The 21660-nt window shown below is 60.9% G+C and carries 18 protein-coding genes and 1 riboswitch; of the genes, 12 read left to right on the top strand and 6 right to left on the bottom strand.

The genetic code is table 11. The features are described from left to right. Positions 1 to 70: 70 nt before the first annotated feature. Positions 71 to 2824 carry a response regulator gene (locus BLR16_RS23155; RefSeq protein ID WP_092194488.1) on the bottom strand — a complete coding sequence of 918 codons (2754 nt, stop codon included), beginning with the start codon at positions 2822 to 2824 and terminating at the stop codon, positions 71 to 73. Between the two features lie 250 nt (positions 2825 to 3074). Here BLR16_RS23155 and cysM point away from each other — a divergent pair, with 250 nt between their 5' ends. From cysM to BLR16_RS23130, 5 genes are all read left to right on the top strand, one after another. Beyond that, the gene (gene cysM / locus BLR16_RS23150) at positions 3075 to 3977 is read left to right on the top strand and encodes a cysteine synthase CysM (protein WP_003434369.1); all 903 of its coding nucleotides are present in this window, start codon (positions 3075 to 3077) and stop codon (positions 3975 to 3977) included. Continuing rightward, entirely contained in the window at positions 3977 to 5332 is a 1356-nt protein-coding gene (rlmD, locus tag BLR16_RS23145; RefSeq protein WP_054080840.1) for a 23S rRNA (uracil(1939)-C(5))-methyltransferase RlmD, read from the top strand. Before cysM ends, rlmD begins: the two co-directional genes overlap by 1 nt. Positions 5333 to 5488: 156 nt before the next feature. Next, entirely contained in the window at positions 5489 to 7732 is a 2244-nt protein-coding gene (gene relA, locus BLR16_RS23140; RefSeq protein ID WP_003434372.1) for a GTP diphosphokinase, read from the top strand. A 27-nt stretch (positions 7733 to 7759) separates the two neighbouring features. Then, complete coding sequence (gene mazG, locus BLR16_RS23135; protein WP_003314605.1) at positions 7760 to 8593, top strand: nucleoside triphosphate pyrophosphohydrolase; 834 nt, start codon at positions 7760 to 7762, stop codon at positions 8591 to 8593. Positions 8594 to 8623: 30 nt separating this feature from the next. Then, the gene (locus BLR16_RS23130) at positions 8624 to 9163 is read left to right on the top strand and encodes a DUF2058 domain-containing protein (RefSeq protein WP_003349677.1); all 540 of its coding nucleotides are present in this window, start codon (positions 8624 to 8626) and stop codon (positions 9161 to 9163) included. A 78-nt stretch (positions 9164 to 9241) separates the two neighbouring features. On the opposite strand, the gene BLR16_RS23125 is transcribed toward BLR16_RS23130, so the two are convergent. From BLR16_RS23125 to purM, 4 genes are all read right to left on the bottom strand, one after another. Further along, positions 9242 to 9421 (bottom strand): hypothetical protein, encoded by a 180-nt coding sequence (locus tag BLR16_RS23125; RefSeq protein ID WP_002554613.1) that lies wholly within the window; start codon positions 9419 to 9421, stop codon positions 9242 to 9244. 1410 nt (positions 9422 to 10831) lie between these two features. After that, positions 10832 to 11545 (bottom strand): DUF3108 domain-containing protein, encoded by a 714-nt coding sequence (locus BLR16_RS23105; protein WP_003369623.1) that lies wholly within the window; start codon positions 11543 to 11545, stop codon positions 10832 to 10834. 8 nt (positions 11546 to 11553) lie between these two features. Then, complete coding sequence (gene purN, locus BLR16_RS23100) at positions 11554 to 12204, bottom strand: phosphoribosylglycinamide formyltransferase (protein WP_003344861.1); 651 nt, start codon at positions 12202 to 12204, stop codon at positions 11554 to 11556. Next, positions 12204 to 13262 carry a phosphoribosylformylglycinamidine cyclo-ligase gene (gene purM, locus BLR16_RS23095; protein ID WP_074808947.1) on the bottom strand — a complete coding sequence of 353 codons (1059 nt, stop codon included), beginning with the start codon at positions 13260 to 13262 and terminating at the stop codon, positions 12204 to 12206. The genes purN and purM overlap by 1 nt, the downstream gene beginning before the upstream one ends. Positions 13263 to 13603: 341 nt before the next feature. Here purM and BLR16_RS23085 point away from each other — a divergent pair, with 341 nt between their 5' ends. The 6 genes from BLR16_RS23085 (at position 13604) to BLR16_RS23060 (ending at position 19110) form a co-directional block, all read left to right on the top strand. After that, positions 13604 to 14707: a DUF2066 domain-containing protein gene (locus tag BLR16_RS23085; protein ID WP_074808944.1), complete on the top strand. Its 1104-nt coding sequence runs from the start codon at positions 13604 to 13606 to the stop codon at positions 14705 to 14707. A 39-nt stretch (positions 14708 to 14746) separates the two neighbouring features. Next, on the top strand, positions 14747 to 15820 hold the full coding sequence (locus BLR16_RS23080) for an AI-2E family transporter (RefSeq protein ID WP_003434374.1): 1074 nt from the start codon (positions 14747 to 14749) through the stop codon (positions 15818 to 15820). A 388-nt stretch (positions 15821 to 16208) separates the two neighbouring features. Next, on the top strand, positions 16209 to 16913 hold the full coding sequence (hda, locus tag BLR16_RS23075) for a DnaA regulatory inactivator Hda (protein WP_003369632.1): 705 nt from the start codon (positions 16209 to 16211) through the stop codon (positions 16911 to 16913). Further along, entirely contained in the window at positions 16907 to 17671 is a 765-nt protein-coding gene (locus BLR16_RS23070; protein WP_161437940.1) for an NAD-dependent deacylase, read from the top strand. Before hda ends, BLR16_RS23070 begins: the two co-directional genes overlap by 7 nt. 75 nt (positions 17672 to 17746) lie before the next feature. Next, positions 17747 to 18475 (top strand): C40 family peptidase, encoded by a 729-nt coding sequence (locus BLR16_RS23065; protein WP_003369635.1) that lies wholly within the window; start codon positions 17747 to 17749, stop codon positions 18473 to 18475. A gap of 89 nt (positions 18476 to 18564) precedes the next feature. Next, positions 18565 to 19110 carry a C40 family peptidase gene (locus BLR16_RS23060; protein WP_003369637.1) on the top strand — a complete coding sequence of 182 codons (546 nt, stop codon included), beginning with the start codon at positions 18565 to 18567 and terminating at the stop codon, positions 19108 to 19110. A gap of 164 nt (positions 19111 to 19274) precedes the next feature. On the opposite strand, the gene BLR16_RS23055 is transcribed toward BLR16_RS23060, so the two are convergent. After that, complete coding sequence (locus BLR16_RS23055; RefSeq protein WP_044309726.1) at positions 19275 to 20603, bottom strand: PQQ-dependent sugar dehydrogenase; 1329 nt, start codon at positions 20601 to 20603, stop codon at positions 19275 to 19277. 119 nt (positions 20604 to 20722) lie between these two features. After that, positions 20723 to 20937, top strand: a riboswitch (cobalamin riboswitch). Between the two features lie 90 nt (positions 20938 to 21027). On the opposite strand from BLR16_RS23055, the gene cobO reads away from it, so the two are divergent. Further along, positions 21028 to 21639, top strand: a complete 612-nt coding sequence (gene cobO, locus BLR16_RS23050) for a cob(I)yrinic acid a,c-diamide adenosyltransferase (RefSeq protein ID WP_003369640.1) — start codon at positions 21028 to 21030, stop codon at positions 21637 to 21639. Positions 21640 to 21660 lie beyond the last annotated feature (21 nt).

The raw sequence follows: 21660 nt of genomic DNA, 5'->3' as shown, positions 1-21660 counted from the left end.
AAATTGCGCGCATCCTAACATGCTCTGTCCACGCTGGAGTGTCAGGCACGACAGGCGTCCCGTCGCGCGCTCACGCCATGACCCGCGCCTCGGCTTCCAGGCGAATGATGGCCTTGTCCAGATCGTCCAGAGCCGCTTCGGTGTGCGGCGCATTTTGCTTGAGCAGGGTTTCGGCGCGCTGGCAGGCGCTGCGCAGCTGGGGAACGCCGCAATAACGCGTTGCGCCGTGCAGACGGTGGATGCGCTCGATCAAGGCGTGTACATCCTGACTGGCGCGCGCCACACGAATGGCTTCGCGGTCGGCGTCCAGTGAAGCCAGCAGCATGGCCAGCATGTCGGCGGCGAGATCCGCCTTGCCCGCGGCCAGGCGCAACCCCTCCTCATGATCCAGCACCAGCGGCCCTACGTGGACCTCAGGCGCTTCATTCTGGCGTTCCGGCGCAGGGTTGCGCAGCGCCAGCCCTGTCCACTTGAGCACCACCTGCGCCAGTTGCCGTTCGCTGATCGGCTTGGTCAGGTAGTCGTCCATACCGCTTTGCAGCAGTGAGCGTTTTTCGTTGGCCATCGCATGGGCGGTAAGGGCCACGATTGGCAGTGAGCTCTGGTTGCGTTCGGCCTCCCAGGTGCGGATCGCCTCGGTGGCCTGACGACCGTCCATGCCGGGCATTTGCACGTCCATCAACACCAGGTCGAACGCTTCTTGCTGTACGGCGTTGACCGCTGCGTAACCACCCTCGACAGCGACCACTTCAGCGCCCATGTCTTCGAGCAGGGTCTGTACCAGCAGCAGGTTGGCCGGGTTGTCATCCACGCACAGCACTCGCGGCGCGCGGCTCGACAATGGCGGACCGATGTCGGCACGCACCGCTCGCGGCGCGATCAGCTCGGACAGGGCTTTTTGCAGTTTGCGGGTGCAGGCGGGCTTGGCCTGCAGTTGTGTGTAGACATCGTGGACTGCCAGCTGGAACAGCGCGTGCTCGGTGGTCGGGCACAGCACCATGACCTTGCAGTTGAGGTTCTCCAGGTCCCAGATGTGCTGGCGCAGCCGTTCCGGAGAGATTTCCAGCGCCGTCACGCCAAGTACCGCCAGATCGATGGCCGCTGGCGTCTCGTGCGCTGCGGTCACGCCGTTGAGCAGGTTTTCCAGATTATTGAACACGATGGTCTGCAGGCCGCAGTCTTCCAGCTGATGCTCCAGCGCCTGGCGCGCCAGGTCATGATGTTCAAGCACTGCGGCGCGCAGGCCTCCGAGCGGAATATTGAGTGATTCTTCCTTGTCTTCGCGGGCCTTGGGCAGTTTCAGGCTGATCCAGAATTCCGAACCTTCGCCCGGTGTGCTGTCGACACCGATTTCGCCGCCCATCTGTTCGATCAGGCGTTTGGAGATCACCAGACCCAGTCCGGTACCGCCCGGTTGGCGCGAGAGCGAGTTGTCGGCCTGGCTGAAGGCCTGGAACAGTGCCCGCACATCCTGACTGGACAGGCCGATCCCGGTGTCCTGCACGCTGATGCGCAGTTGCGCGTGCTCTTCGGTTTCATCCTCGAGCATGGCGCGCGCGACGATCGTGCCTTCGCGGGTGAACTTGATCGCGTTGCTGACCAGGTTGGTCAGAATCTGCCGCAGACGCAGCGGGTCGCCGGACAGCGCCAGTGGCGTATCGCGGTACACCAGACTGACCAGCTCCAGCTGTTTGGCGTGCGCCGCCGGGGCGAGGATGGTCAAGGTGTCCTGCAACAGGTCGCGCAGGTTGAACGGGATGTTATCGAGCACCAGCTTGCCGGCCTCGATTTTCGAGAAGTCGAGAATCTCGTTGATGATGCTCAGCAGGTTGTCGGCGGACTTCTCGATGGTGCCCAGGTAGTCGAACTGGCGCGGGGTCAGCTCGCTTTTCTGCAATAAATGGGTGAAGCCCAGAATGCCATTGAGCGGCGTGCGGATTTCATGGCTCATGTTGGCCAGGAATTCGGACTTGATCCGGCTTGCTTCAAGCGCTTCCTTGCGTACCAGGTCGAGTTCGATGTTCTGGATTTCGATGGTCTCCAGATTCTGCCGGACATCCTCGGTTGCCTGATCGATGCTCAGTTGCAGTTCTTCCTGTGCGTTCTGCAGCGTTGCCGCCATGCGGTTGATGCCCGACGCCAGCTCATCCAGCTCCCGGCTGCCCAGCGGTGGCAGGCGGGTTTCCAGATTGCCGTCCTTGAGTTGCGACACGGCCTGCTTGATCTGGCTCATCGGCCCGTTGATGGTGCGGCTCATGCGTACCGCGAGGGTCGCGGTAAACGCCAGCCCGGTGAGGATCAGCAGCAGGCTGGCAAACAGGCTTCGGTAACCGCGCAGCAGCGTGCCGTTATGGGAGATTTCAAGCTCGACCCAGCCCAGCAGGGTGTCGGCTTCGGCAGGAATGATCGGACTGGTCAGATGCCGTTGACTGCCGAAGACCGGCAGCAGGTAGCGCGTGGCGTCGGTGCCGGTCGAGCTGAGCAATTGCGAGCCGCTGCCAATCGGCGACGGGCTGATCATGGTCGGCCCGGCGTGGGCCAACTCCGTGCGATCGGTGTCGAGAAACGACACGGCGCGCACGTCGGTCTGCTCCAGCGTCTGGGTGGCAATGCGACTGAGCAGCACTTTGTCCTTGCGCCCCAGTGCATTGGCGGCAAGCGGCGCAAGGTCCTGGGCAATCATTTCGCCGCGTTGCAGCAACTGGCTTTGCAGTTCGCTCAACTGCATCCAGGTGAAATAACCACCGAGCATCGCCGCCATCAGGCTGGCAGGCAGAATAGTCAGTAGCAGCACACGGCCTTTTATACCCAGCTTGGTCAGCACGCTCTTCCTCCGGCAACACGTATCAGTCCGTCGATATCAGGCATCGGCTGCCTTGCTGTATCGGCACAAGGGGATGAGTTTAGCCATTTACCGTCGGCATGGGCACCTAACTCTCTGTGCTGAGCAGGGCGGCAGTGGAAAAATCAGCGCTTATTCTTTTTGGGAATAAACAGCGCACTTTGCGTGATATGGGCTTTGGCCGTTTGCCGTTATGATAGGCACCCCCCGCAGTCTGGATTGCGAAGACGCCATGACCCTGCAGTATCAAACCATTGCCGATTGCGTCGGCAACACCCCGCTGGTGCGTCTGCAACGCATGGCGGGCAACACCAGCAATACCCTCCTGTTGAAACTCGAAGGTAACAACCCCGCTGGCTCGGTAAAAGACCGCCCAGCCTTGTCGATGATCACCCGCGCCGAGTTGCGCGGTCAGATCCATCCAGGCGACACGCTGATCGAAGCCACCTCCGGCAATACCGGAATCGCGCTGGCCATGGCCGCGGCGATCAAGGGCTACCGGATGATTCTGATCATGCCGGACAACTCCAGTGCCGAACGCAAGGCCGCCATGACTGCCTATGGCGCCGAGCTGATTTCGGTCAGCAAGGACCAGGGCATGGAAGGCGCCCGTGATCTGGCCGAGCGCATGCAGGCCGAAGGCCGCGGCAAAGTGCTCGATCAGTTCGCCAATGGCGACAATCCCGAGGCGCATTACACGTCCACCGGTCCGGAAATCTGGCGGCAGACGGGCGGTACCGTGACCCATTTCGTCAGCTCGATGGGCACCACCGGCACCATCATGGGCACCTCGCGCTACCTCAAGGAGCAGAATCCGGACGTGCAGATCGTCGGTCTGCAACCGATGGAGGGCGCTTCGATCCCCGGTATTCGCCGCTGGCCGCATGAATACCTGCCGAAAATCTATCAGTCGGACCGTGTCGACCGCATCATCGACATGGGCCAGACCGAAGCCGAAGACACCATGCGCCGACTGGCGCGCGAAGAAGGCATCTTCTGTGGCGTGTCGTCCGGTGGCTCGGTCGCCGGGGCGTTGCGTATTTCCCAGGAAGTCGAAAACGCCGTGATTGTGGCGATCATCTGTGACCGAGGCGACCGTTACCTGTCGACCGGCGTCTATGATTCGCCCAACTGATGGCCAAGCACGAAAGAGGTTTGCGATTTCAGCCTGCGGGCGGCGTTAAAACCGTACAGATTCCTGCTGGTAAAAAGCAGCGGTTGACCATCGAGCGGCTGTCCGACGACGGTCGCGGTATCGCTTTTCTCGAGGGCAAAACCTGGTTTGTCGCTGGCAGTCTGGCCGGCGAAGAGGTCGAGGCGCGCGTGCTAAATGCGCGCGGCAAGGTCGTCGAGGCACGCACAGAGCGGGTCTTCACCGCCAGCACCATGCGTCGCGCTCCGGCCTGTGAGTATTTCGGTCGCTGTGGCGGCTGCAGTGTTCAGCATGTGCCCCACGAAGAACAGCTTGCCCTGAAACAGCGCATGCTCGCCGAGCAATTGTTGCGCGTGGCGAATGCTGTGCCGGATGAATGGGCGGCACCTTTGAGCGGTGCCGAGCTGGCCTATCGCCGACGCGCGCGGGTCGCTGTTCGCTGGGATGCCAAGGCCAAAAGGCTGGACGTGGGGTTCCGCGCAGCCGCCAGTCAGGACATCGTCAGCATCGAACACTGTCCGGTGCTGGTACAGGCCTTGCAACCCATCATGAATGAGTTGCCTGGCATGCTGAAAAACTTCAGCAAACCGCAGGCGCTGGGTCACGTCGAGTTGTTCAGTGGGGTTGCGACTGCCGTGTTGTTGCGCCACACCGCGCCGCTTGCCGAGGTCGACCTGGCGCTGTTGCAGGCGTTTTGCTCCAAGCACGGCGCGCAGCTGTGGCTGCACGGCGAGGGCGAGCCCCAACCGGCCAGCCCCGGCGATACGCTGGGTTACCGGCTGGAGCCGTGGAACCTGCAACTGGCCTGGCGACCGGGAGATTTCATTCAGGTCAATGCGGCGGTCAACACCGCGATGATCGAGCAGGCCCTGCAATGGCTGGCGCCTGCAAAAGACGAACGTGTCATGGACCTGTTCTGTGGTCTGGGCAATTTCGCCTTGCCGCTGGCGGGTCTGGCCAGGGAAGTGGTGGCGGTCGAAGGCGTTGCGACCATGGTCGAGCGTGCAGCCGTCAACGCAATGAGTAATGATCTGCACAATGTGCAGTTTTTTCAGGCGGATCTTTCCCAGCCGCTGACACATGCCGACTGGGCGGCAGAAGGGTTTTCTGCGGTACTCTTGGACCCACCGCGTGACGGGGCCTTTGAAGTGGTCCGCCAGATCAGAAAGACGGGGGCCCGGCGACTGCTTTATGTTTCATGTAATCCGGCAACTTTGGCTCGTGACACGGTCGAACTGATCAGTCAGGGCTACCGATTAAAACGTGCCGGAATCCTCGATATGTTTCCTCAGACGGCGCATGTCGAGGCGATGGCTTTATTTGAAATGAGTAAGTGAGCGGCGTTCACTGGAACGAGTTCGTTGCTGACAGGGAATCTCATTTAATCCGACTGGCCCGCGAATGCCGGTCCTTGCTTGCCCGGCAAGTGGCATTCGCTCAGAAGGCTGGCGACTGATGGCGCTTTTCATCGCGCCTTAGGGAAGGTAAGCAGCATGGTACAGGTGAGAGCGAACCAGCCGATAAACACAGACGGCAGTATCAATCTCGACGCGTGGCTCGATCATATTGTCAGCGTCGACCTGGTCCTGGACCGGGAAGTCATGAAAAAGGCCTGTGAGTTTGCCCGGGAAGCCGAGCAGACCGACAAGGCCCACAAGAATCATTGGGCAGAGGGCACCTCCAGTTTCCAGACCGGTCTGGAGATCGCGGAGATTCTGGCTGACCTCAAGCTGGATCAGGACTCACTGGTCGCTGCGGTCATTTACCGTGGTGTGCGTGAAGGTCTCGTTGCGCTGCCGGACGTCGAGCAGCGCTTTGGCGCAACGGTCGCCAAACTCATCGACGGCGTGCTGCGCATGGCCGCGATCAGCGCCAGCCTCAGCCCTCGTCAGTCTCTGGTACTCGGCAGTCAGGCGCAGGTCGAAAACCTGCGCAAGATGCTGGTGGCGATGGTCGACGACGTTCGTGTTGCGCTGATCAAACTGGCCGAACGTACCTGCGCGATTCGTGCGGTGAAAAACGCCGACGACGAAAAACGCAACCGTGTGGCCCGCGAAGTCTTCGACATCTATGCACCGCTGGCCCACCGCCTGGGTATCGGGCACATCAAGTGGGAGCTGGAAGACCTGTCCTTCCGCTACCTGGAGCCCGATCAATACAAGCAGATCGCCAAGCTGTTGCATGAGCGCAGGCTGGACCGCGAGCGCTTCATCAGCGACGTCATGTCCCAGCTCGATAACGAGCTGCAGGCTACTGGCGTGACCGCTGACATCAGTGGCCGTGCCAAGCATATCTATTCCATCTGGCGCAAAATGCAGCGCAAGGGCCTGGCGTTCAGCCAGATCTATGACGTCCGTGCGCTGCGTGTGCTGGTCCCGGAAATGCGCGATTGCTACACCGCGCTGGGTATCGTGCACACGTTGTGGCGGCATATTCCTAAAGAGTTCGACGATTACATCGCCAACCCCAAGGAAAACGGCTATCGCTCGCTGCACACCGCCGTGATCGGGCCGGAAGGCAAGGTGCTGGAAGTGCAGATCCGCACCCACGCCATGCATGAAGAGGCCGAGTTGGGCGTTTGTGCGCACTGGCGCTATAAAGGCACCGACGTCAAATCCGGCTCCAATCATTACGAAGAGAAGATTTCCTGGCTGCGTCAGGTGCTCGAATGGCATGAAGAGCTGGGCGACATCGGCGGTCTGGCAGACCAACTGCGGGTTGATATCGAGCCTGACCGCGTCTACGTCTTCACCCCTGACGGCCACGCCATCGACCTGCCCAAGGGCGCGACACCACTGGACTTCGCCTATCGGGTGCACACCGAAATCGGCCATAACTGCCGGGGTGCGAAGATCAATGGCCGCATCGTCCCGCTCAACTACAGCCTGCAGACCGGCGAGCAGGTCGAGATCATCACCAGCAAGCACGGTACGCCGAGCCGCGACTGGCTGAACTCGAACCTGGGGTACATCACCACCTCGCGCGCGCGGGCCAAGATCGTTCACTGGTTCAAGTTGCAGGCCCGCGATCAGAACGTCGCCGCCGGCAGAACCCTGATCGAACGCGAACTGGCGCGCCTGGCGTTGCCGCAGGTCGATTTCGACAAGCTGGCGGAAAAGGCCAATCACAAAACCGCCGACGACATGTTCGCGGCTTTGGGCGCAGGCGACCTGCGTCTGGCGCAACTGGTCAATCTGGCCCAGCAGCAGGTCGAGCCTGATCGCGTCAATGAACAGCTGGAACTGATCCCGCGCAAGGCCACCGGCTACAAGCCCGGCAAGCGGGGGGATATTCAGATTCAGGGCGTTGGCAACCTGATGACGCAGATGGCCGGCTGCTGCCAGCCGCTGCCGGGCGATGCCATCGTCGGTTATATCACCCAGGGTCGTGGCGTCAGCATTCACCGTCAGGATTGCGCTTCGGTGCTGCAACTGGGCGGTCGCGAGCCTGAACGGATCATTCAGGTCAGCTGGGGACCGGTGCCGGTGCTCACCTATCCGGTGGACATCATCATTCGCGCCTACGACCGTTCCGGCTTGCTGCGGGATGTCACCCAGGTGCTGCTCAACGAGCGGATCAACGTGCTGGCGGTCAACACCCGTTCGAACAAGGAAGACAACACTGCGCTTATGTCCCTGACCATCGAGATTCCAGGTCTGGACGCGCTGGGGCGGTTGCTGGGGCGTATTTCCCAGTTGCCGAACATCATTGAAACGCGCAGGAACAGGACGCCATAAGCGTTGCCTGCGCTCACAGGGAGCTCCATGTATACAGTTCAAGACCTGCTGAACCTCATGGCCCGGCTGCGTGATCCGCAGTTCGGCTGCCCGTGGGACCTGAAGCAGACCTACGCCAGCATCGTGCCGCACACGCTGGAAGAAGCCTATGAAGTGGCCGACGCCATCGAACAGGGCGACCTCGACCATCTGAAGGGTGAGTTGGGTGACCTGCTGTTTCAGGTGGTCTTCTATGCGCAGTTGGCCAAAGAGGAAGGCCGGTTTGAATTCGACGACGTCATCGACGGCATTACCCGCAAGTTGCTGCGTCGCCATCCGCACGTGTTTCCGACTGGCGAGCTGTACGCGCCGGCAGAAACGCCACGCCTGACCGACGAGCAGGTCAATCTTCGTTGGGACGAAATCAAGGCCGAGGAGCGTGCCGAGAAGGCCGGTGTGCCCGAGCAGTTGTCGCTGCTCGACGACGTGCCCCGGGCCTTGCCCGCGTTGAGTCGGGCAGCCAAACTGCAGAAGCGTGCGGCGCAGGTGGGTTTCGACTGGCCTGCGGCATTGCCGGTGGTCGACAAGGTGCGTGAAGAACTCGATGAAATTCTCGAGGCCATGGTCGACAATGACGCCGAGGGCATTGCCGAGGAAGTCGGCGACCTGCTGTTCAGCGTCGTCAACCTGGCCCGACACCTCAAGGTCGACCCGGAAACTGCGCTACGCTCGGCCAATAGCAAGTTCGACAGACGCTTCCGATTCATTGAACAGGCTTTGCGCCACCTGCAGCGTCCTATCGAAGCGTGCTCGCTCGAAGAAATGGATGCGTTGTGGGGCGAAGCCAAACGTCAGGAAAAGAGCACACCCGGCTGCGGCTGAGTGTGCGGTAACGGTATAAGTGAGTAGACAATGAGCCTTTCCCTTCGCGATCAGTTGCTCAAGGCAGGTCTGGTCAACCAAAAGCAGGCCAAGCAGGTCGGCAAAGAAAAGCAGAAAGAGCAGCGTCTGGTGCACAAGGGTCAGGCGCAGGCCGATGACTCGCAAAAGCGTGCGGCCCAGGAGGCCATGGCCGAGAAGGCCAAACGTGATCAGGAGCTGAACCGTCAGCAGCAGGAGAAGGTCGAGCAGAAGGCCCGCGCCGCTCAGGTCAAGCAACTGATCGAAGTGTCGCGCCTGCCCAAGCTGATCACCGAGGATTACTACAACTTCGTTGACGACAAGAAGGTCAAACGCATCCCGGTCAACGCCATGGTGCGCAACAAGCTCAGCAGCGGTTCACTGGCCATCGTTCACCACGGCGGCGGTTACGAGATCATTCCGCGGGAGGCTGCGCTGAAGATCCAGGAGCGTGACCCGCGTCGTATCGTGCTGCTCAACACCCCGACCGAAGCGCCGGATGCAGACGACCCGTATGCGGCGTATCAGGTGCCTGACGATCTGATGTGGTAAGCCCACGGCGCTGTCATTGAGTTATCAAAACAAAACCCGCATTCAGCGGGTTTTGTCTTTTCCTGTTCTTGGATTTGTTCAGTGGTTGCCCTGGCTTTCCAGCGCTTCCAGCTCTTCCTTATAGCGAAGGGCATCGGACTCAACGTGGAACATGCCTACCAGTTGGTCCTGTTGGTGCACGTCCCAGATCTGGATGCCGTCGGCAACGGCTTCGTGAGAGAGGTGGGCGTCGTCGCGTTCAGTAACTCTGACAGTCATAGTAGTAAGCTCCTGACTTTGATGGCCTGAATGGTTAGGCCTCTGGATACTGCGGCGATGTGTCGCAGGACTCTTTTATAGGATTTGTTAGCTGCCTAAGTAAATAGCCTGTTCAGGTTCCCCGGTGGTCATAAACTCATCGATCCTCTGCAGCCCTTACATGACGTGGCTTACAGCGCAGTGGTGGCAAAATGAAGGATGTTTCATGTGCTTCTAGCCTGTCCGAATGCGCGTGTAAACGCCGTTCCAGACGCTCCGCGCCCTCTTGACGACGCAGAGCGTCGAGAACTGCATTCCCACGCTGGAGCGTGAGGAACGATAACCTCAACTATCGTGCCCGGATGCTCTGCGCTTCTGCCCGAAGGGCGTGGGAGTGAGCTTGCTCACGAAGGGCAGGTGCAGGCGCGACTATCGTGCGGCGCTCTGCGTCGCATGCCTTTCTGGACGCTCCGCGTCCTCTTTACGACGCAGAGCGTCGAGAACTGCATTCCCACGCTGGAGCGTGAGGAACGATCATCGCAACATCGTGCCGATGCTCCGCGCTTCTGCCCGAAGGGCGTGGGAGTGAGCTTGCTCACGAAGGGCAGGTGCTGGCGCGACTATCGTGCGGTGCTCTGCGTCGCATGCCTTTCTGGACGCTCCGTGTCCTCTTGACGACGCAGAGCGTCGAGAACTGCATTCCCACGCTGGAGCGTGAGGAACGATAACCTCAACTATCGTGCCCGGATGCTCTGCGCTTCTGCCCGAAGGGCGTGGGAGTGAGCTTGCTCACGAAGGGCAGGTGCAGGCGCGACTATCGTGCGGCGCTCTGCGTCCTCTTGACGACGCAGAGCGTCGAGAACTGCATTCCCACGCTGGAGCGTGAGGAACGATAACCTCAACTATCGTGCCCGGATGCTCTGCGCTTCTGCCCGAAGGGCGTGGGAGTGAGCTTGCTCACGAAGGGCAGGTGCAGGCGCGACTATCGTGCGGCGCTCTGCGTCCTCTTGACGACGCAGAGCGTCGAGAACTGCATTCCCACGCTGGAGCGTGAGGAACGATAACCTCAACTATCGTGCCCGGATGCTCTGCGCTTCTGCCCGAAGGGCGTGGGAGTGAGCTTGCTCACGAAGGGCAGGTGTAGGCCCGACTATCTTGCGGCGCTCTGCGTCGCATGCCTTTCTGGACGCTCCACGTCCTCTTGACGACGCAGAGCGTCGAGAACTGCATTCCTACGCTGGAGGGTGAGGAACGATCATCGCAACATCGTGCCGATGCTCCGCGCTTCTGCCCGAAGGGCGTGGGAGTGAGCTTGCTCACGAAGGGGGCGGTGCAGGCGCGACTATCGTGCGGCGTTCTGCGTCGCATGCCTTCAGCCAATAAAAAGCCCCGCTAAAAAGCGGGGCTCTGTGGTGCGTGCTGTCAGGGCAATCAGCTGCCTTTGACGGCCTTGCCGTTGACGGTGCCGTCCAGCAAGACGATGTTGTATTCCTTGCCGTCGGTTTCGACCTGTTGCAGGCGGACCAGCAGGTAATCCCAGTCCTTGGCGAACCACAGCACAGTGGTGCGCTTGCTTTGCGTCGGGTCACGCACGCGCTCGACCTTGATCGCATCGACCTGGCCGGTCTTGGTGGTGACTTTTTCCGAACCCAGCACGCGGAAGTCGTAGGTGTCTACTTCATCACCGTCGACAACCTGATAGCTCATGCTCTTCTTGCCCTCAGCGATGTCGTGTTGCAACGCCAGCTGATAGGTGGACTTGTCGAGGATGCCACGGTTGAGCGGCAGCTTGATCGCATCGCCACGGTCGGTGCCGGTGACGAACTTGGTGTTCCAGTCGAACGCCAGATCGACCTTCTTGGATTTACCCAGGCCACTGCGCTCGAAGTTGTAGGTCTGCGGCAGCAGGGTGTCCTTGTCGACCTTCAGGGTGCTGACTTCAGTCAGGCTGGCGATCATCATCGAGGCCTTGAAGCTCAGGGTCCAGGTGCCATTGGCGCCGGCTTCCAGGCTGCGTTCGGCTGTGCCGCTCATGGGCAGCTGTTTCCAGTCGGCGGTGTAGCTGGCGGAGAAGGGTTGAAGGTCTGCGGCCTGTACGGCAGGCAAGGCGAGCAGAGCGAAAGCGAAGAGCAGAGCGCGACGCATAGTATCTCCTAATGTCGAATCAGATGGCCGCTGGCCGGGAGTAACTGGCTATCGAGTAACGCACCTTGTTCACCAAGGCTCAGTCGGCCTTCGGCAAACCATCGAATGGCCAGTGGGTAAATACGGTGCTCTTGAACATGGACCCGTTGCGCGAGCGTTGCGGGCGTGTCGTGCAACTGTACCGAAATAACAGCCTGTACGACCAGTGGGCCGCCATCGAGTTCCTCGGTAACGAAATGCACGCTGCAGCCATGCTCGGTGTCGCCGGCCTCCAGCGCACGCTTGTGCGTGTGCAAGCCTTTGTAACGCGGCAGCAGGGAAGGGTGAATATTCAGCAGGCGGCCATGGTAGTGGCGAACGAATCCTGCGCTGAGAATGCGCATGAACCCGGCCAATACGACCAACTGTGGCTGGAAGGCGTCGATCCGTTCGATCAGCGCTGCATCGAAGGCTTCACGGCCCTCGTATGCGGTGTGATCCAGTACGCAGGTTTCGATGCCTGCGTCCCTTGCACGTTGCAAGCCGAATGCATCTGCGCGGTTGGAAATCACCGCGCGGATGCGGACGGGGCTGGCCCCGTCCTTGAAGCTGTCGATCATCGCTTGCAGGTTGCCGCCGGTGCCGGACAACAGCACCACGACTTCGCAGATGGCTGGCATCAATGCGCCTTGAGGTTTTTCAGCTCGACCTGTGCTGCGCCTTCGACAGCGGTGGCGATCTGGCCGATCACCCAAGGCTGCTCGCCGGCTTCACGCAGCACCTTCAGTGCTGCTTCGACGTGCTCCTGAGCGACGCAGATCACCATGCCCACGCCGCAGTTCAGCACACGGTGCATCTCGTTTTCCGCAACGTTGCCTTGCTGCTGCAGCCAGTCGAACACGGCCGGACGCTGCCAGCTGGCGACGTCGACCACGGCCTGAGCGCCTTCCGGCAGTACGCGTGGAATGTTGTCGAGCAGGCCGCCGCCGGTGATGTGGGCCATGGCCTTGACTGCGCCGGTTTCCTTGATCAGCTTGAGCAGCGGCTTCACGTAGATGCGGGTCGGCGCCATCAGCAGTTCGGTCAGTGGCTTGCCGTCCAGCTGGATGGTTTCGATATCGGCGCCTGCCACTTCGATGATCTTGCGGATCAGCGAGTAGCCGTTGGAGTGCGGGCCGGACGATGGCAGGGCGAGCAGGGCGTCACCGGCAGCGACTTTCGAGCCGTCGATGATCTCGGCCTTTTCCACGACGCCGACGCAGAAGCCTGCCAGGTCGTAGTCTTCGCCTTCGTACATGCCCGGCATTTCAGCGGTTTCGCCGCCGACCAGCGAGCAGCCGGCCAGTTCGCAGCCGGCGCCGATGCCGGTGACGACCTGAGCGGCGGTGTCGACGTTCAGCTTGCCGGTGGCGTAGTAATCGAGGAAGAACAGTGGCTCTGCGCCGCAGACCACCAGGTCATTGACGCACATGGCGACCAGGTCGATGCCGATGGTGTCGTGCTTGTTCAGGTTCAGCGCCAGACGCAGCTTGGTGCCCACGCCGTCGGTGCCGGAAACCAGAACCGGTTGCTTGTAGCCGGCCGGGATTTCGCAGAGGGCGCCGAAGCCTCCCAGGCCGCCCATGACTTCCGGACGCTTGGTGCGCTTGGCGACGCTCTTGATGCGTTCGACCAATGCTTCACCGGCGTCGATGTCTACACCGGCGTCTTTATAGCTCAGGGAGGGTTGCTTGCTCATAGAAAATCCAGGCCTTTAGGGGGGATTCGGAGGTATCGACCGCTGCGTTAGGACCCGTTCAGCACCGCGCTGTCATGCGGTGGTAATGTTGGGGCCATGGCGATTGCCGGTCTGCGAAGGCGCGCGATTTTATCAGGCTTGCTCATCAGGGGCCATCCTTGCGCCGACAACAGGGCGGTGTTGCACCAAATTAACCTCGAGCAGGTGGCCTGTCAGTGCGACCCTGGACGTTTAGGGTGTACTTTATGCGCGAACTGAATGATAGGTGGCTCACGTCTGTCCCAGACTGGTACACCTGCTGAAACCGCTTCTTTTTACTTTTTTCCGTTCGGGAACTGTCCATGCGTTTTTCCAGAATTCTTCTAGTCGGCTGTCTATCCCTGATCAGCCTTCCCAGCCTTGCCGAAACGGTCAGCAACCTTTATCAGGTTCGCGAGCCGGTCAATGGCCAGTCGCCCGATGAGCGCACGCGGGCCACGCAGGCCGCCGTCGAAACTCTGGTGCTGCGCCTGACCGGCGACGCCAAGGCCGTGCAGGGCTCGACCATCGCCGCACTGCGCAAGGACCCGCAGCAGATCATCAGCCAGTACGGCTACGAGGCCGGCCCGCCGGAAACCCTGCTGGTCGACTTCGATCCGGCCACCACCGACCGTGCCTTGCACGATGCGGGGTTGCCGATCTGGGGCAGCAATCGCCCGTCGATTCTCGGCTGGTGGCTGAATGACTCGGTGGAAGGCTCGAATCTGGTCGGCGACGGTCAGGCCGCTGCCGAACCCTTGCGCCAGGCCGCTCAGCACCGCGGACTGCCGCTGCGTCTGCCGCTGGCTGATTTGAGCGAGCAGGGTATCGGTAATGCGAAAACCCTGGAGGGCACTGACCCTGCGCCGCTCAAGGAAGCCTCCGAGCGCTATGGCGCTGACGCGATACTGGCCGTGCACGCCCGGGAAGATGGCGGTCAGTGGCAGGGCAAATGGCGCTTGTGGCTGGGTGATCAGCGCGAACAGGGCACCGCAACCGGTGCCACATCCGAAGCCTTGGCCGATGCGGTGCTGCTGTCGGTCAGCGAGCGTCTGGCTCCGCGCTTCGTCGCCAAGCCCGGTGCGTCGACCGGCATGCTGATCCAGGTCCAAGGCATGACACTTGAGCGCTATGCGCAACTGCTTCAGTTACTCGAACCGTTCGGCGTGCGTCTGAGTTCTGTCGAAGGCGATAAAGTGGTGTTTGAGGTCAGTGGCAGCACCGATCAGCTACGCTCGCAGTTGTCGCTGGCCAAATTGCAGGAAGTGCCCGCAGCCGAAGCAGCCGCTACCGCAACGTCGCCTGCTGCGCCTGTCGATGCGACTGCGCCGGTTGCGCCAGCCAATGGAGCTGCTGCTGCTCCGGCACCTGCGCCCGCACCGATGATTGTTCCGGCGTCTGCGCCACAGCTCTATTTCCGCTGGTAACCCGGCAAGAACGCTTTTCCACTGGCTTGAGGGATGTTGATGACTGATACGCGGCGTTGGTTCTGGATCGGCGGCCTGGCCTTGCTGGTTGCATTCGTGGTGCTGTTGCACACGATCCTCACTCCTTTTCTGGTGGCGTTACTGCTGGCCTACATGGGTGATCCGCTGGTGGACCGTCTGGAGCGCGCCGGACTGTCCAGAACCCTGAGCGTTGTGGTCGTGTTCGGGTTGTTCACGCTGGTGCTGATGGCGTTGCTGCTGGTTCTGGTGCCGATGCTCGCCAAGCAGTTGTTCCGTCTCTACGAGCTGGCGCCGCAGATTCTTGACTGGCTGCAACACTCGGCGTTGCCGTGGGTCCAGGCCAAGTTCGGGCTGGCAGACGGGTTCTGGAAGTTCGACAAGATCAAGGCAGCCATCTCCGAGCATATGGGCCAGGCCGGGGACATCGTCTCTATCGTGCTGTCCCAGGCTACGGCGTCCAGCCTGGCGCTGATCGGCTGGCTGACCAATCTGGTGCTGATCCCCGTGGTGTGTTTCTACCTGCTGCGTGACTGGGACATCATGACCGGCAAGATCCGTGGCCTGCTGCCGCGTCAGCGTGAAGGGCAAATCGTCAAGCTGGCGGGCGAGTGCCACGAAGTGCTGGGCGCGTTCATACGCGGTCAGTTGCTGGTGATGGTCGGCCTTGGCGTGATCTATGCGGCCGGTCTGATGCTGGTCGGGCTGGAGCTGGGCCTGCTGATCGGCGTGATTGCCGGTCTGGCGGCCATCGTGCCTTATATGGGGTTCGTGATCGGTATCGGTTCGGCCCTGGTGGCCGGGCTGTTCCAGTTTGGCGGTGACCTGTACCCGATGATGGGGATTGTGGCGGTGTTCATGATCGGTCAGGCCCTCGAGGGGATGGTGCTGACGCCGTTGCTGGTCGGTGATCGCATCGGCCTGCACCCGGTCGCCGTCATCTTCGCGATTCTGGCGGGTGGCGAGCTGTTCGGCTTCACCGGCATTCTGCTGGCCCTGCCGGTGGCGGCGGTGATCATGGTGCTGGTGCGCCACATGCATGATCTGTACAAGGACTCGGAAATCTACGCAGGCGCGGAAGATCCGGAGCTGTAAGATCGATGCAAGCCTCTTCGCCGCCCGGTGAAGAGGCTCATGCCTTGAGTGCATGCCCCCTGCAAACGCCCTGTCCTGGGCTCTGTACAAAAAGTGGCTGCGCTCGGTGATGCTTCGTTAAAAACAGGCTCGGATGCGAGTCCAATCGGAATGCTCATTTACAACACGTAGAGTCGAGCGCGACCCCGGCCGTTCCTCGCCTGTTTTTGCCTTGCCTGACCTTCGCTCGCCGAATTTTCGTACAGCGCCTGGACGGCGCTTTACTCACCCTGACGCAAACCTTTGATTTTGCTTGAGGTCTGTCGCATTGTGCGACCAGCGTCACGGGTATAAACTTTGCGCTCTTTACACAGAGGCCCTTGACGGTTTGCATGAGCCGTTAGTCAGCATGAAACCGATTCAGCTGCCCCTGAGTGTGCGTCTGCGTGATGACGCCACTTTCGTCAATTACTATCCAGGCGCCAACGCCGCTGCACTCGGCTATGTCGAGCGGCTGTGCGAAGCCGACGCTGGCTGGACCGAAAGCCTCATCTATCTGTGGGGCAAGGACGGAGTAGGGCGCACGCACCTGCTGCAGGCTGCCTGCCTGCGTTTCGAGCAGTTGGGCGAGCCTGCAGTGTATCTGCCGCTGGCCGAAGTCATAGATGAAGGCATCGAGCTGTTCGATCATCTGGAGCAGTACGAGCTGGTGTGTCTGGACGATCTGCAGGCGATCGTCGGCAAGCCCGACTGGGAAGAAGCGCTGTTTCATCTGTTCAATCGTCTGCGTGACAGCGGGCGTCGTCTGCTGATTGCCGCGTCCAAATCGCCCCGCGAATTGCCGGTAAAGCTTCCCGACCTGAAATCGCGCCTGACCATGGCATTGGTGTTCCAGATGCGCGGTCTGTCCGACGAGGACAAGCTGCGCGCCTTGCAACTGCGTGCCTCTCGGCGTGGTCTGCACCTGACCGACGATGTCGGGCATTTCATCCTGACGCGTGGTACACGCAGCATGAGCGCGTTGTTCGAATTGCTCGAGCGCCTCGATCAGGCGTCACTCCAGGAAAAGCGCAAGCTGACCATTCCCTTCCTTAAAGAGACCCTCGGGTGGTAGATCAGGCGCTGTTGATGCAGACGGCGGCTGCCTTGCGCCATGCACAACGGATTCTGGTGATCACCGGGGCGGGTTTGTCTGCCGATTCGGGGTTGCCGACCTACCGTGGTGTGGGCGGGCTTTACAATGGCAAGACCGATGATGGCCTGCCTATCGAAATGGCCCTGTCCGGGCCCATGCTGCGTCGTGACCCGGAGCTGTGCTGGAAGTACATCGCTGAACTGGGTAGGGCGTGTCTGGGTGGCGAGCCGAATGTCGCGCATTACGCCATCGCCCAGTTGCAACGCATCAAACCCGAGTGCTGGGTGCTGACCCAGAACGTCGACGGTTATCACCGTGCGGCGGGCAGTCCGCCGGAGCGCCTGATCGAAATTCACGGGCAACTCTCGCCACTGTTTTGCCAATCCTGCGGTGCTGAGGATTCGCAATTGAGTGAGCACTTGCAGCGCCCTTTGCCCCCCTTATGCCCGGCATGTAGTGGCATTTTGCGACCGTCCGTCGTTCTTTTTCAGGAAATGCTTCCCGAAAAAGCCCTGGAAACACTGTATGAACAGCTGGCTAAAGGCTATGACGCAGTGCTGAGTATCGGCACCACCGCAAGCTTCCCCTACATTCACGAACCGGTCATTCGCACCAGGGTTTCCGGGGGTTTTGCCGCAGAAATCAATCCGCAGCCGACGGATCACAGCGCGCAGATGGACGTCTTTTTGCCCTACCGCGCGGCACATGTCATGGCCGAACTCATAAGTCACATCTAGTTCGATTGAATTTGCAAATCACCTTCATAAAAGGCATAGTCTCGCCATCTTAACTAGTCAGCCACGGTTGTGCCCATGCAAGTTGTTCGCTTCGCACCCCTCGTGCCTCTCGCACTCGTTACCTTTCTCTTCGGTTGCTCGGCCAATATGCCGGTCGCACAGCAGGAACAGGCCCAGCCAGTTCCACGCTATCAGAGCGCAATAAATGCCAATGCCCAGTCCGCAGCCCGTCGCGCCGACGCGGCAGTCCTGCAGGACGAGCTCGCTACCGAAGACGAACTGGCCCAGTTCGCTGATAACAAGTCTTACCAACTGCCGGCCCTGGCCGACAGCATCCTGGAGCGTGGCAAGTCGCTGATCGGCACACGCTACAAGTTCGGCGGCACGTCGACTTCTTCGGGTTTCGATTGCAGCGGCTTCATCGGTTATCTGTTTCGCGAAGAGGCCGGCATGAGCCTGCCACGTTCCACGCGTGAAATGATCAACGTCAACGCACCCCTGGTGGCGCGCAACAAGCTTCAGCCGGGCGATGTGCTGTTCTTCAGTACTCGCGGTCGCGGTCAGGTCAGCCACGCAGCGATCTACGCCGGTAATCGGCAGTTCATCCACTCCAGCAGTCGCCGCAGCGGCGGTGTGCGCATCGACAGCCTCGATGACGCCTACTGGAGCAAGACCTTCATCGAGGCCAAGCGGCCCCTGGCGATGGCCCCGGGTACTGTTGCAGTAAAATCGACACCTGAAGTAACGCAGACAACGGCGATGACTTCGACTACAGTCAAGACCGCGCCCAAGCGGCGTAAATAAATAGAACGCGCAGTACAAGACCTTCGGGTCTTTCTGCGTTTTTGAGCTTCTCGGCAGCGTAAGCCGCATCCGGATAGGTTGTTGTGGTTATGTCGATTGCGTTGCGCCTGTTAGTCATTTCTGTTGCTGCGTTGCTCGGTGCCTGCGCCAGCGCGCCGCCCCCGCCCAAAGCGCCCCGGATCGTTCAGCGTCCGGTGGTCACTGCTCCTCCCCAGATTCTTTCTCCAGCTGCCGAAGACGTGCTGTTTCGTGCGTTGGGGCTGGTTGGCACGCCTTATCGCTGGGGCGGCAACACGCCTGACTCCGGTTTCGATTGCAGCGGTCTTATAGGTTACGTCTATCGTGACGCGGCTGGCATTTCCCTGCCACGTTCCACACGCGAGATGATCGTGATGGGCGCACCGAATATTCGCCGCGAGCAACTGCAGTCAGGTGATCTGGTGTTCTTTGCCACGTCAGGTGGTTCGCAGGTGTCGCATGCGGGGATTTACGTGGGCGAAGGCCGCTTCGTGCATGCGCCGGCCACCGGTGGCACGGTGAAGCTCGACAGTCTCGACAAGCCTTACTGGCAGAGAGCCTACCTCAACGCCAAGCGCGTGATTCAGCCGTCCAGTCTGGCGCAGAATCGGCCTTAGGCAGGAACCGCTGATCAGCGGCTTCCCCCAGCTCCAGCCTCAGGATCGGACGCAGAGCGTTCAGAAAGGCGTGTCCACGCTGGAGCGTGGCACGCTGGGGATCGCCGCAGCTGTGCCGGCCTCTTCGCGAGCAAGCTCGCTCCCACAGGAATAACCGCTCGGCGTTACTGAGCAGCCTTGGCTGATGTCACGCGCCAGATCTTGTTGCCGACATCGTCCGCCACCAGCAAACCGCCGCGCTGGTCATTGACCACGCCAACCGGACGGCCCATGGCTTTTTCATCCTTGTTGAGGAAGCCGGTCAACACATCGACCGGTGTGCCGTTGGGTTTGCCGCCACTGAATGGAATGAACACCACCTTATAGCCGCTGTGCGGTTTGCGGTTCCATGAGCCGTGCTGGCCAATGAACAGGCCTTCGTTGAACGGTGCAGCCAGTGTCTTGCCGTCGGCGAACACCAGGCCCAGCGAAGCGGTGTGCGGACCTACTGCGTAATCCGGGGCAATCGCCTTGGCGACCAGTGCCGGATTCTGCGGCTTGACGCGCTCGTCGACATGCTGGCCGTAGTAGCTGTAAGGCCAGCCGTAGAATGCGCCGTCCTGCACCGAGGTGACGTAGTCAGGCACCAGATCGCTGCCGATCTCGTCGCGCTCGTTGACCGCCGTCCACAGTTTGCCGGTCTTCGGCTCCCAATCCATGCCGTTGGGGTTGCGCAGGCCCGACGCGAAGATCCGGTGGTTGCCGGTGGCCGCGTCCACTTCCCAGATCGCCGCACGACCCTCTTCCTTGTCCATGCCGTTTTCGGCCACGTTGCTGTTGGAGCCCACGGTCACGTACAGCTTGCTGCCATCCTTGCTGGCGATGACATTCTTGGTCCAGTGGTGATTGAGCGTGCCGCCCGGCAGGTCGACCACCTTGGTCGCCTGCGCGCTGATCGAGGTCTGCCCTGATTCATACGGGAAGCTGATCAGGCGATCGGTATCGGCGACATACAGCTTGTTGCCCACCAGGGTCATGCCGAACGGCGAATTGAGGTTTTGCAGGAAAACCGTGCGCGTCTCTGCCACACCGTCCTTGTCCACGTCGCGCAGCAAGGTGATGCGGTTGGCGCTGGGCACACCGGCACCGGCGCGCCCCATGACTTTTTCCATCACCCAGCCGCGAATGCCTTTGGAATCATCCGGTTTGGCGGGCGAATTGGTTTCTGCGACCAGCACGTCACCGTTGGGCAACACATACAGCCAGCGCGGGTGGTCGAGGTTTTCGGCGAACGCAGCCACTTGTGTGCCCGGCGCGGCGACCGGCTTGGCGCCTTTTTCCCAGCCTACGGCAGGGGCGATGTTGACGGTCGGGATCAGCGTCTTGTTGGGCTCCGGCAGCTTGGGCGAGGGGCCTGTTCCATCCGAGACTTGCAGTCTCGAAGACTCGCCGCAGGCAGCGAGGCCGCCGGCGACCAGAAGCAACACTGCGTAGTGGGGTCTGAGTTTGAACATTGTCGATCTCCATTAACAAGGGCATGGTCCAGTAACTGATAGAGGCACCGCCAACCCGCTAGGTTCAATCACGTTCCGCGGCGACGGTGTCGATTGACGCTCCCGGTCCAACCCTCTACCCTTCGCGGTTTGTTTCAGGTGCTCTGCAATCCCCGATTGGCAGAGTGAAACAGGGAAGCCGGTGTGGGTCGACAGATCCGATCCCGGCGCTGCCCCCGCAACGGTAAATGAGTCAAGGCTGTGCCTGACGCCACTGTGTTTCGACATGGGAAGGCGCGCAGCCGGGGTGACCCGCTCATGAGCCCGGAGACCGGCCTGAATCACTCAATGACATCACGGAGGGTGATGTTCTGTGCAGGGCGTTGCCGTGCTGTCCAGTGCTGTCCTTCCGTCTGTTGTCGCCTGCCCCGAGCGGAGAACCCAGATGAACGAATCCCCCGAACGCGACGAACGCCATCTGGCGCGCATGCAGCGCAAGAAAGCCGTCATGGACGAGCGTATCGCCAGCTCGCCCAACGAGTGCGGCCTGCTGCTGGTATTGACCGGCAATGGCAAGGGCAAGAGCAGCTCGGCATTCGGCATGCTCGCCCGCGCCATGGGCCACGACATGCAGTGTGGTGTGGTGCAGTTCATCAAGGGCCGCAACAGCACGGGCGAAGAAATGTTTTTCCGCCGTTTCCCCGAGCAGGTGCGCTATCACGTAATGGGTGAGGGCTTCACCTGGGAAACCCAGGATCGCCAGCGCGACATCGCCGCCGCCGAAGCCGCTTGGGCCGTGTCTCAGGAAATGCTTCGCGATCCGGCCATTGGTCTGGTGGTGCTCGACGAACTGAACATTGCCCTCAAACATGGCTACCTCGACCTTGAACAAGTGCTCAGCGACCTGCAGGCACGTCCGCCGATGCAGCATGTATTGGTGACTGGCCGCGGTGCCAAAGCCGAATTGATCGACCTGGCCGATACCGTTTCCGAGATCGGCGTGGTCAAGCACGCGTTTCAGGCCGGTATTCGTGCGCAGAAAGGTATCGAGCTGTGAACCCTTCATCATTGAGCGCAT

Origin of the sequence: Pseudomonas sp. BS3767, from assembly GCF_900099665.1 — a bacterium.
In the GTDB taxonomy this organism is placed as follows: domain Bacteria; phylum Pseudomonadota; class Gammaproteobacteria; order Pseudomonadales; family Pseudomonadaceae; genus Aquipseudomonas; species Aquipseudomonas cerasi.
Note: the sequence above shows the minus strand (reverse complement) of the source record. Positions and strands in the feature narration are given on the sequence as shown.

Bases quoted from the DNA above. Each gene is read 5' to 3' on its own strand.
- rlmD (WP_054080840.1), top strand. From the start codon at position 3,977: ATGGCCAAGCACGAAAGAGGTTTGCGATTTCAGCCTGCGGGCGGCGTT.
- BLR16_RS23105 (WP_003369623.1), bottom strand. From the start codon at position 11,545: ATGCGTCGCGCTCTGCTCTTCGCTTTCGCTCTGCTCGCCTTGCCTGCC.
- BLR16_RS23085 (WP_074808944.1), top strand. From the start codon at position 13,604: ATGCGTTTTTCCAGAATTCTTCTAGTCGGCTGTCTATCCCTGATCAGC.
- BLR16_RS23130 (WP_003349677.1), top strand. From the start codon at position 8,624: ATGAGCCTTTCCCTTCGCGATCAGTTGCTCAAGGCAGGTCTGGTCAAC.
- BLR16_RS23125 (WP_002554613.1), bottom strand. From the start codon at position 9,421: ATGACTGTCAGAGTTACTGAACGCGACGACGCCCACCTCTCTCACGAA.
- hda (WP_003369632.1), top strand. From the start codon at position 16,209: ATGAAACCGATTCAGCTGCCCCTGAGTGTGCGTCTGCGTGATGACGCC.
- cobO (WP_003369640.1), top strand. From the start codon at position 21,028: ATGAACGAATCCCCCGAACGCGACGAACGCCATCTGGCGCGCATGCAG.
- BLR16_RS23080 (WP_003434374.1), top strand. From the start codon at position 14,747: ATGACTGATACGCGGCGTTGGTTCTGGATCGGCGGCCTGGCCTTGCTG.
- relA (WP_003434372.1), top strand. From the start codon at position 5,489: ATGGTACAGGTGAGAGCGAACCAGCCGATAAACACAGACGGCAGTATC.
- BLR16_RS23060 (WP_003369637.1), top strand. From the start codon at position 18,565: ATGTCGATTGCGTTGCGCCTGTTAGTCATTTCTGTTGCTGCGTTGCTC.
- BLR16_RS23065 (WP_003369635.1), top strand. From the start codon at position 17,747: ATGCAAGTTGTTCGCTTCGCACCCCTCGTGCCTCTCGCACTCGTTACC.
- purM (WP_074808947.1), bottom strand. From the start codon at position 13,262: ATGAGCAAGCAACCCTCCCTGAGCTATAAAGACGCCGGTGTAGACATC.
- BLR16_RS23055 (WP_044309726.1), bottom strand. From the start codon at position 20,603: ATGTTCAAACTCAGACCCCACTACGCAGTGTTGCTTCTGGTCGCCGGC.
- mazG (WP_003314605.1), top strand. From the start codon at position 7,760: ATGTATACAGTTCAAGACCTGCTGAACCTCATGGCCCGGCTGCGTGAT.
- purN (WP_003344861.1), bottom strand. From the start codon at position 12,204: ATGCCAGCCATCTGCGAAGTCGTGGTGCTGTTGTCCGGCACCGGCGGC.
- cysM (WP_003434369.1), top strand. From the start codon at position 3,075: ATGACCCTGCAGTATCAAACCATTGCCGATTGCGTCGGCAACACCCCG.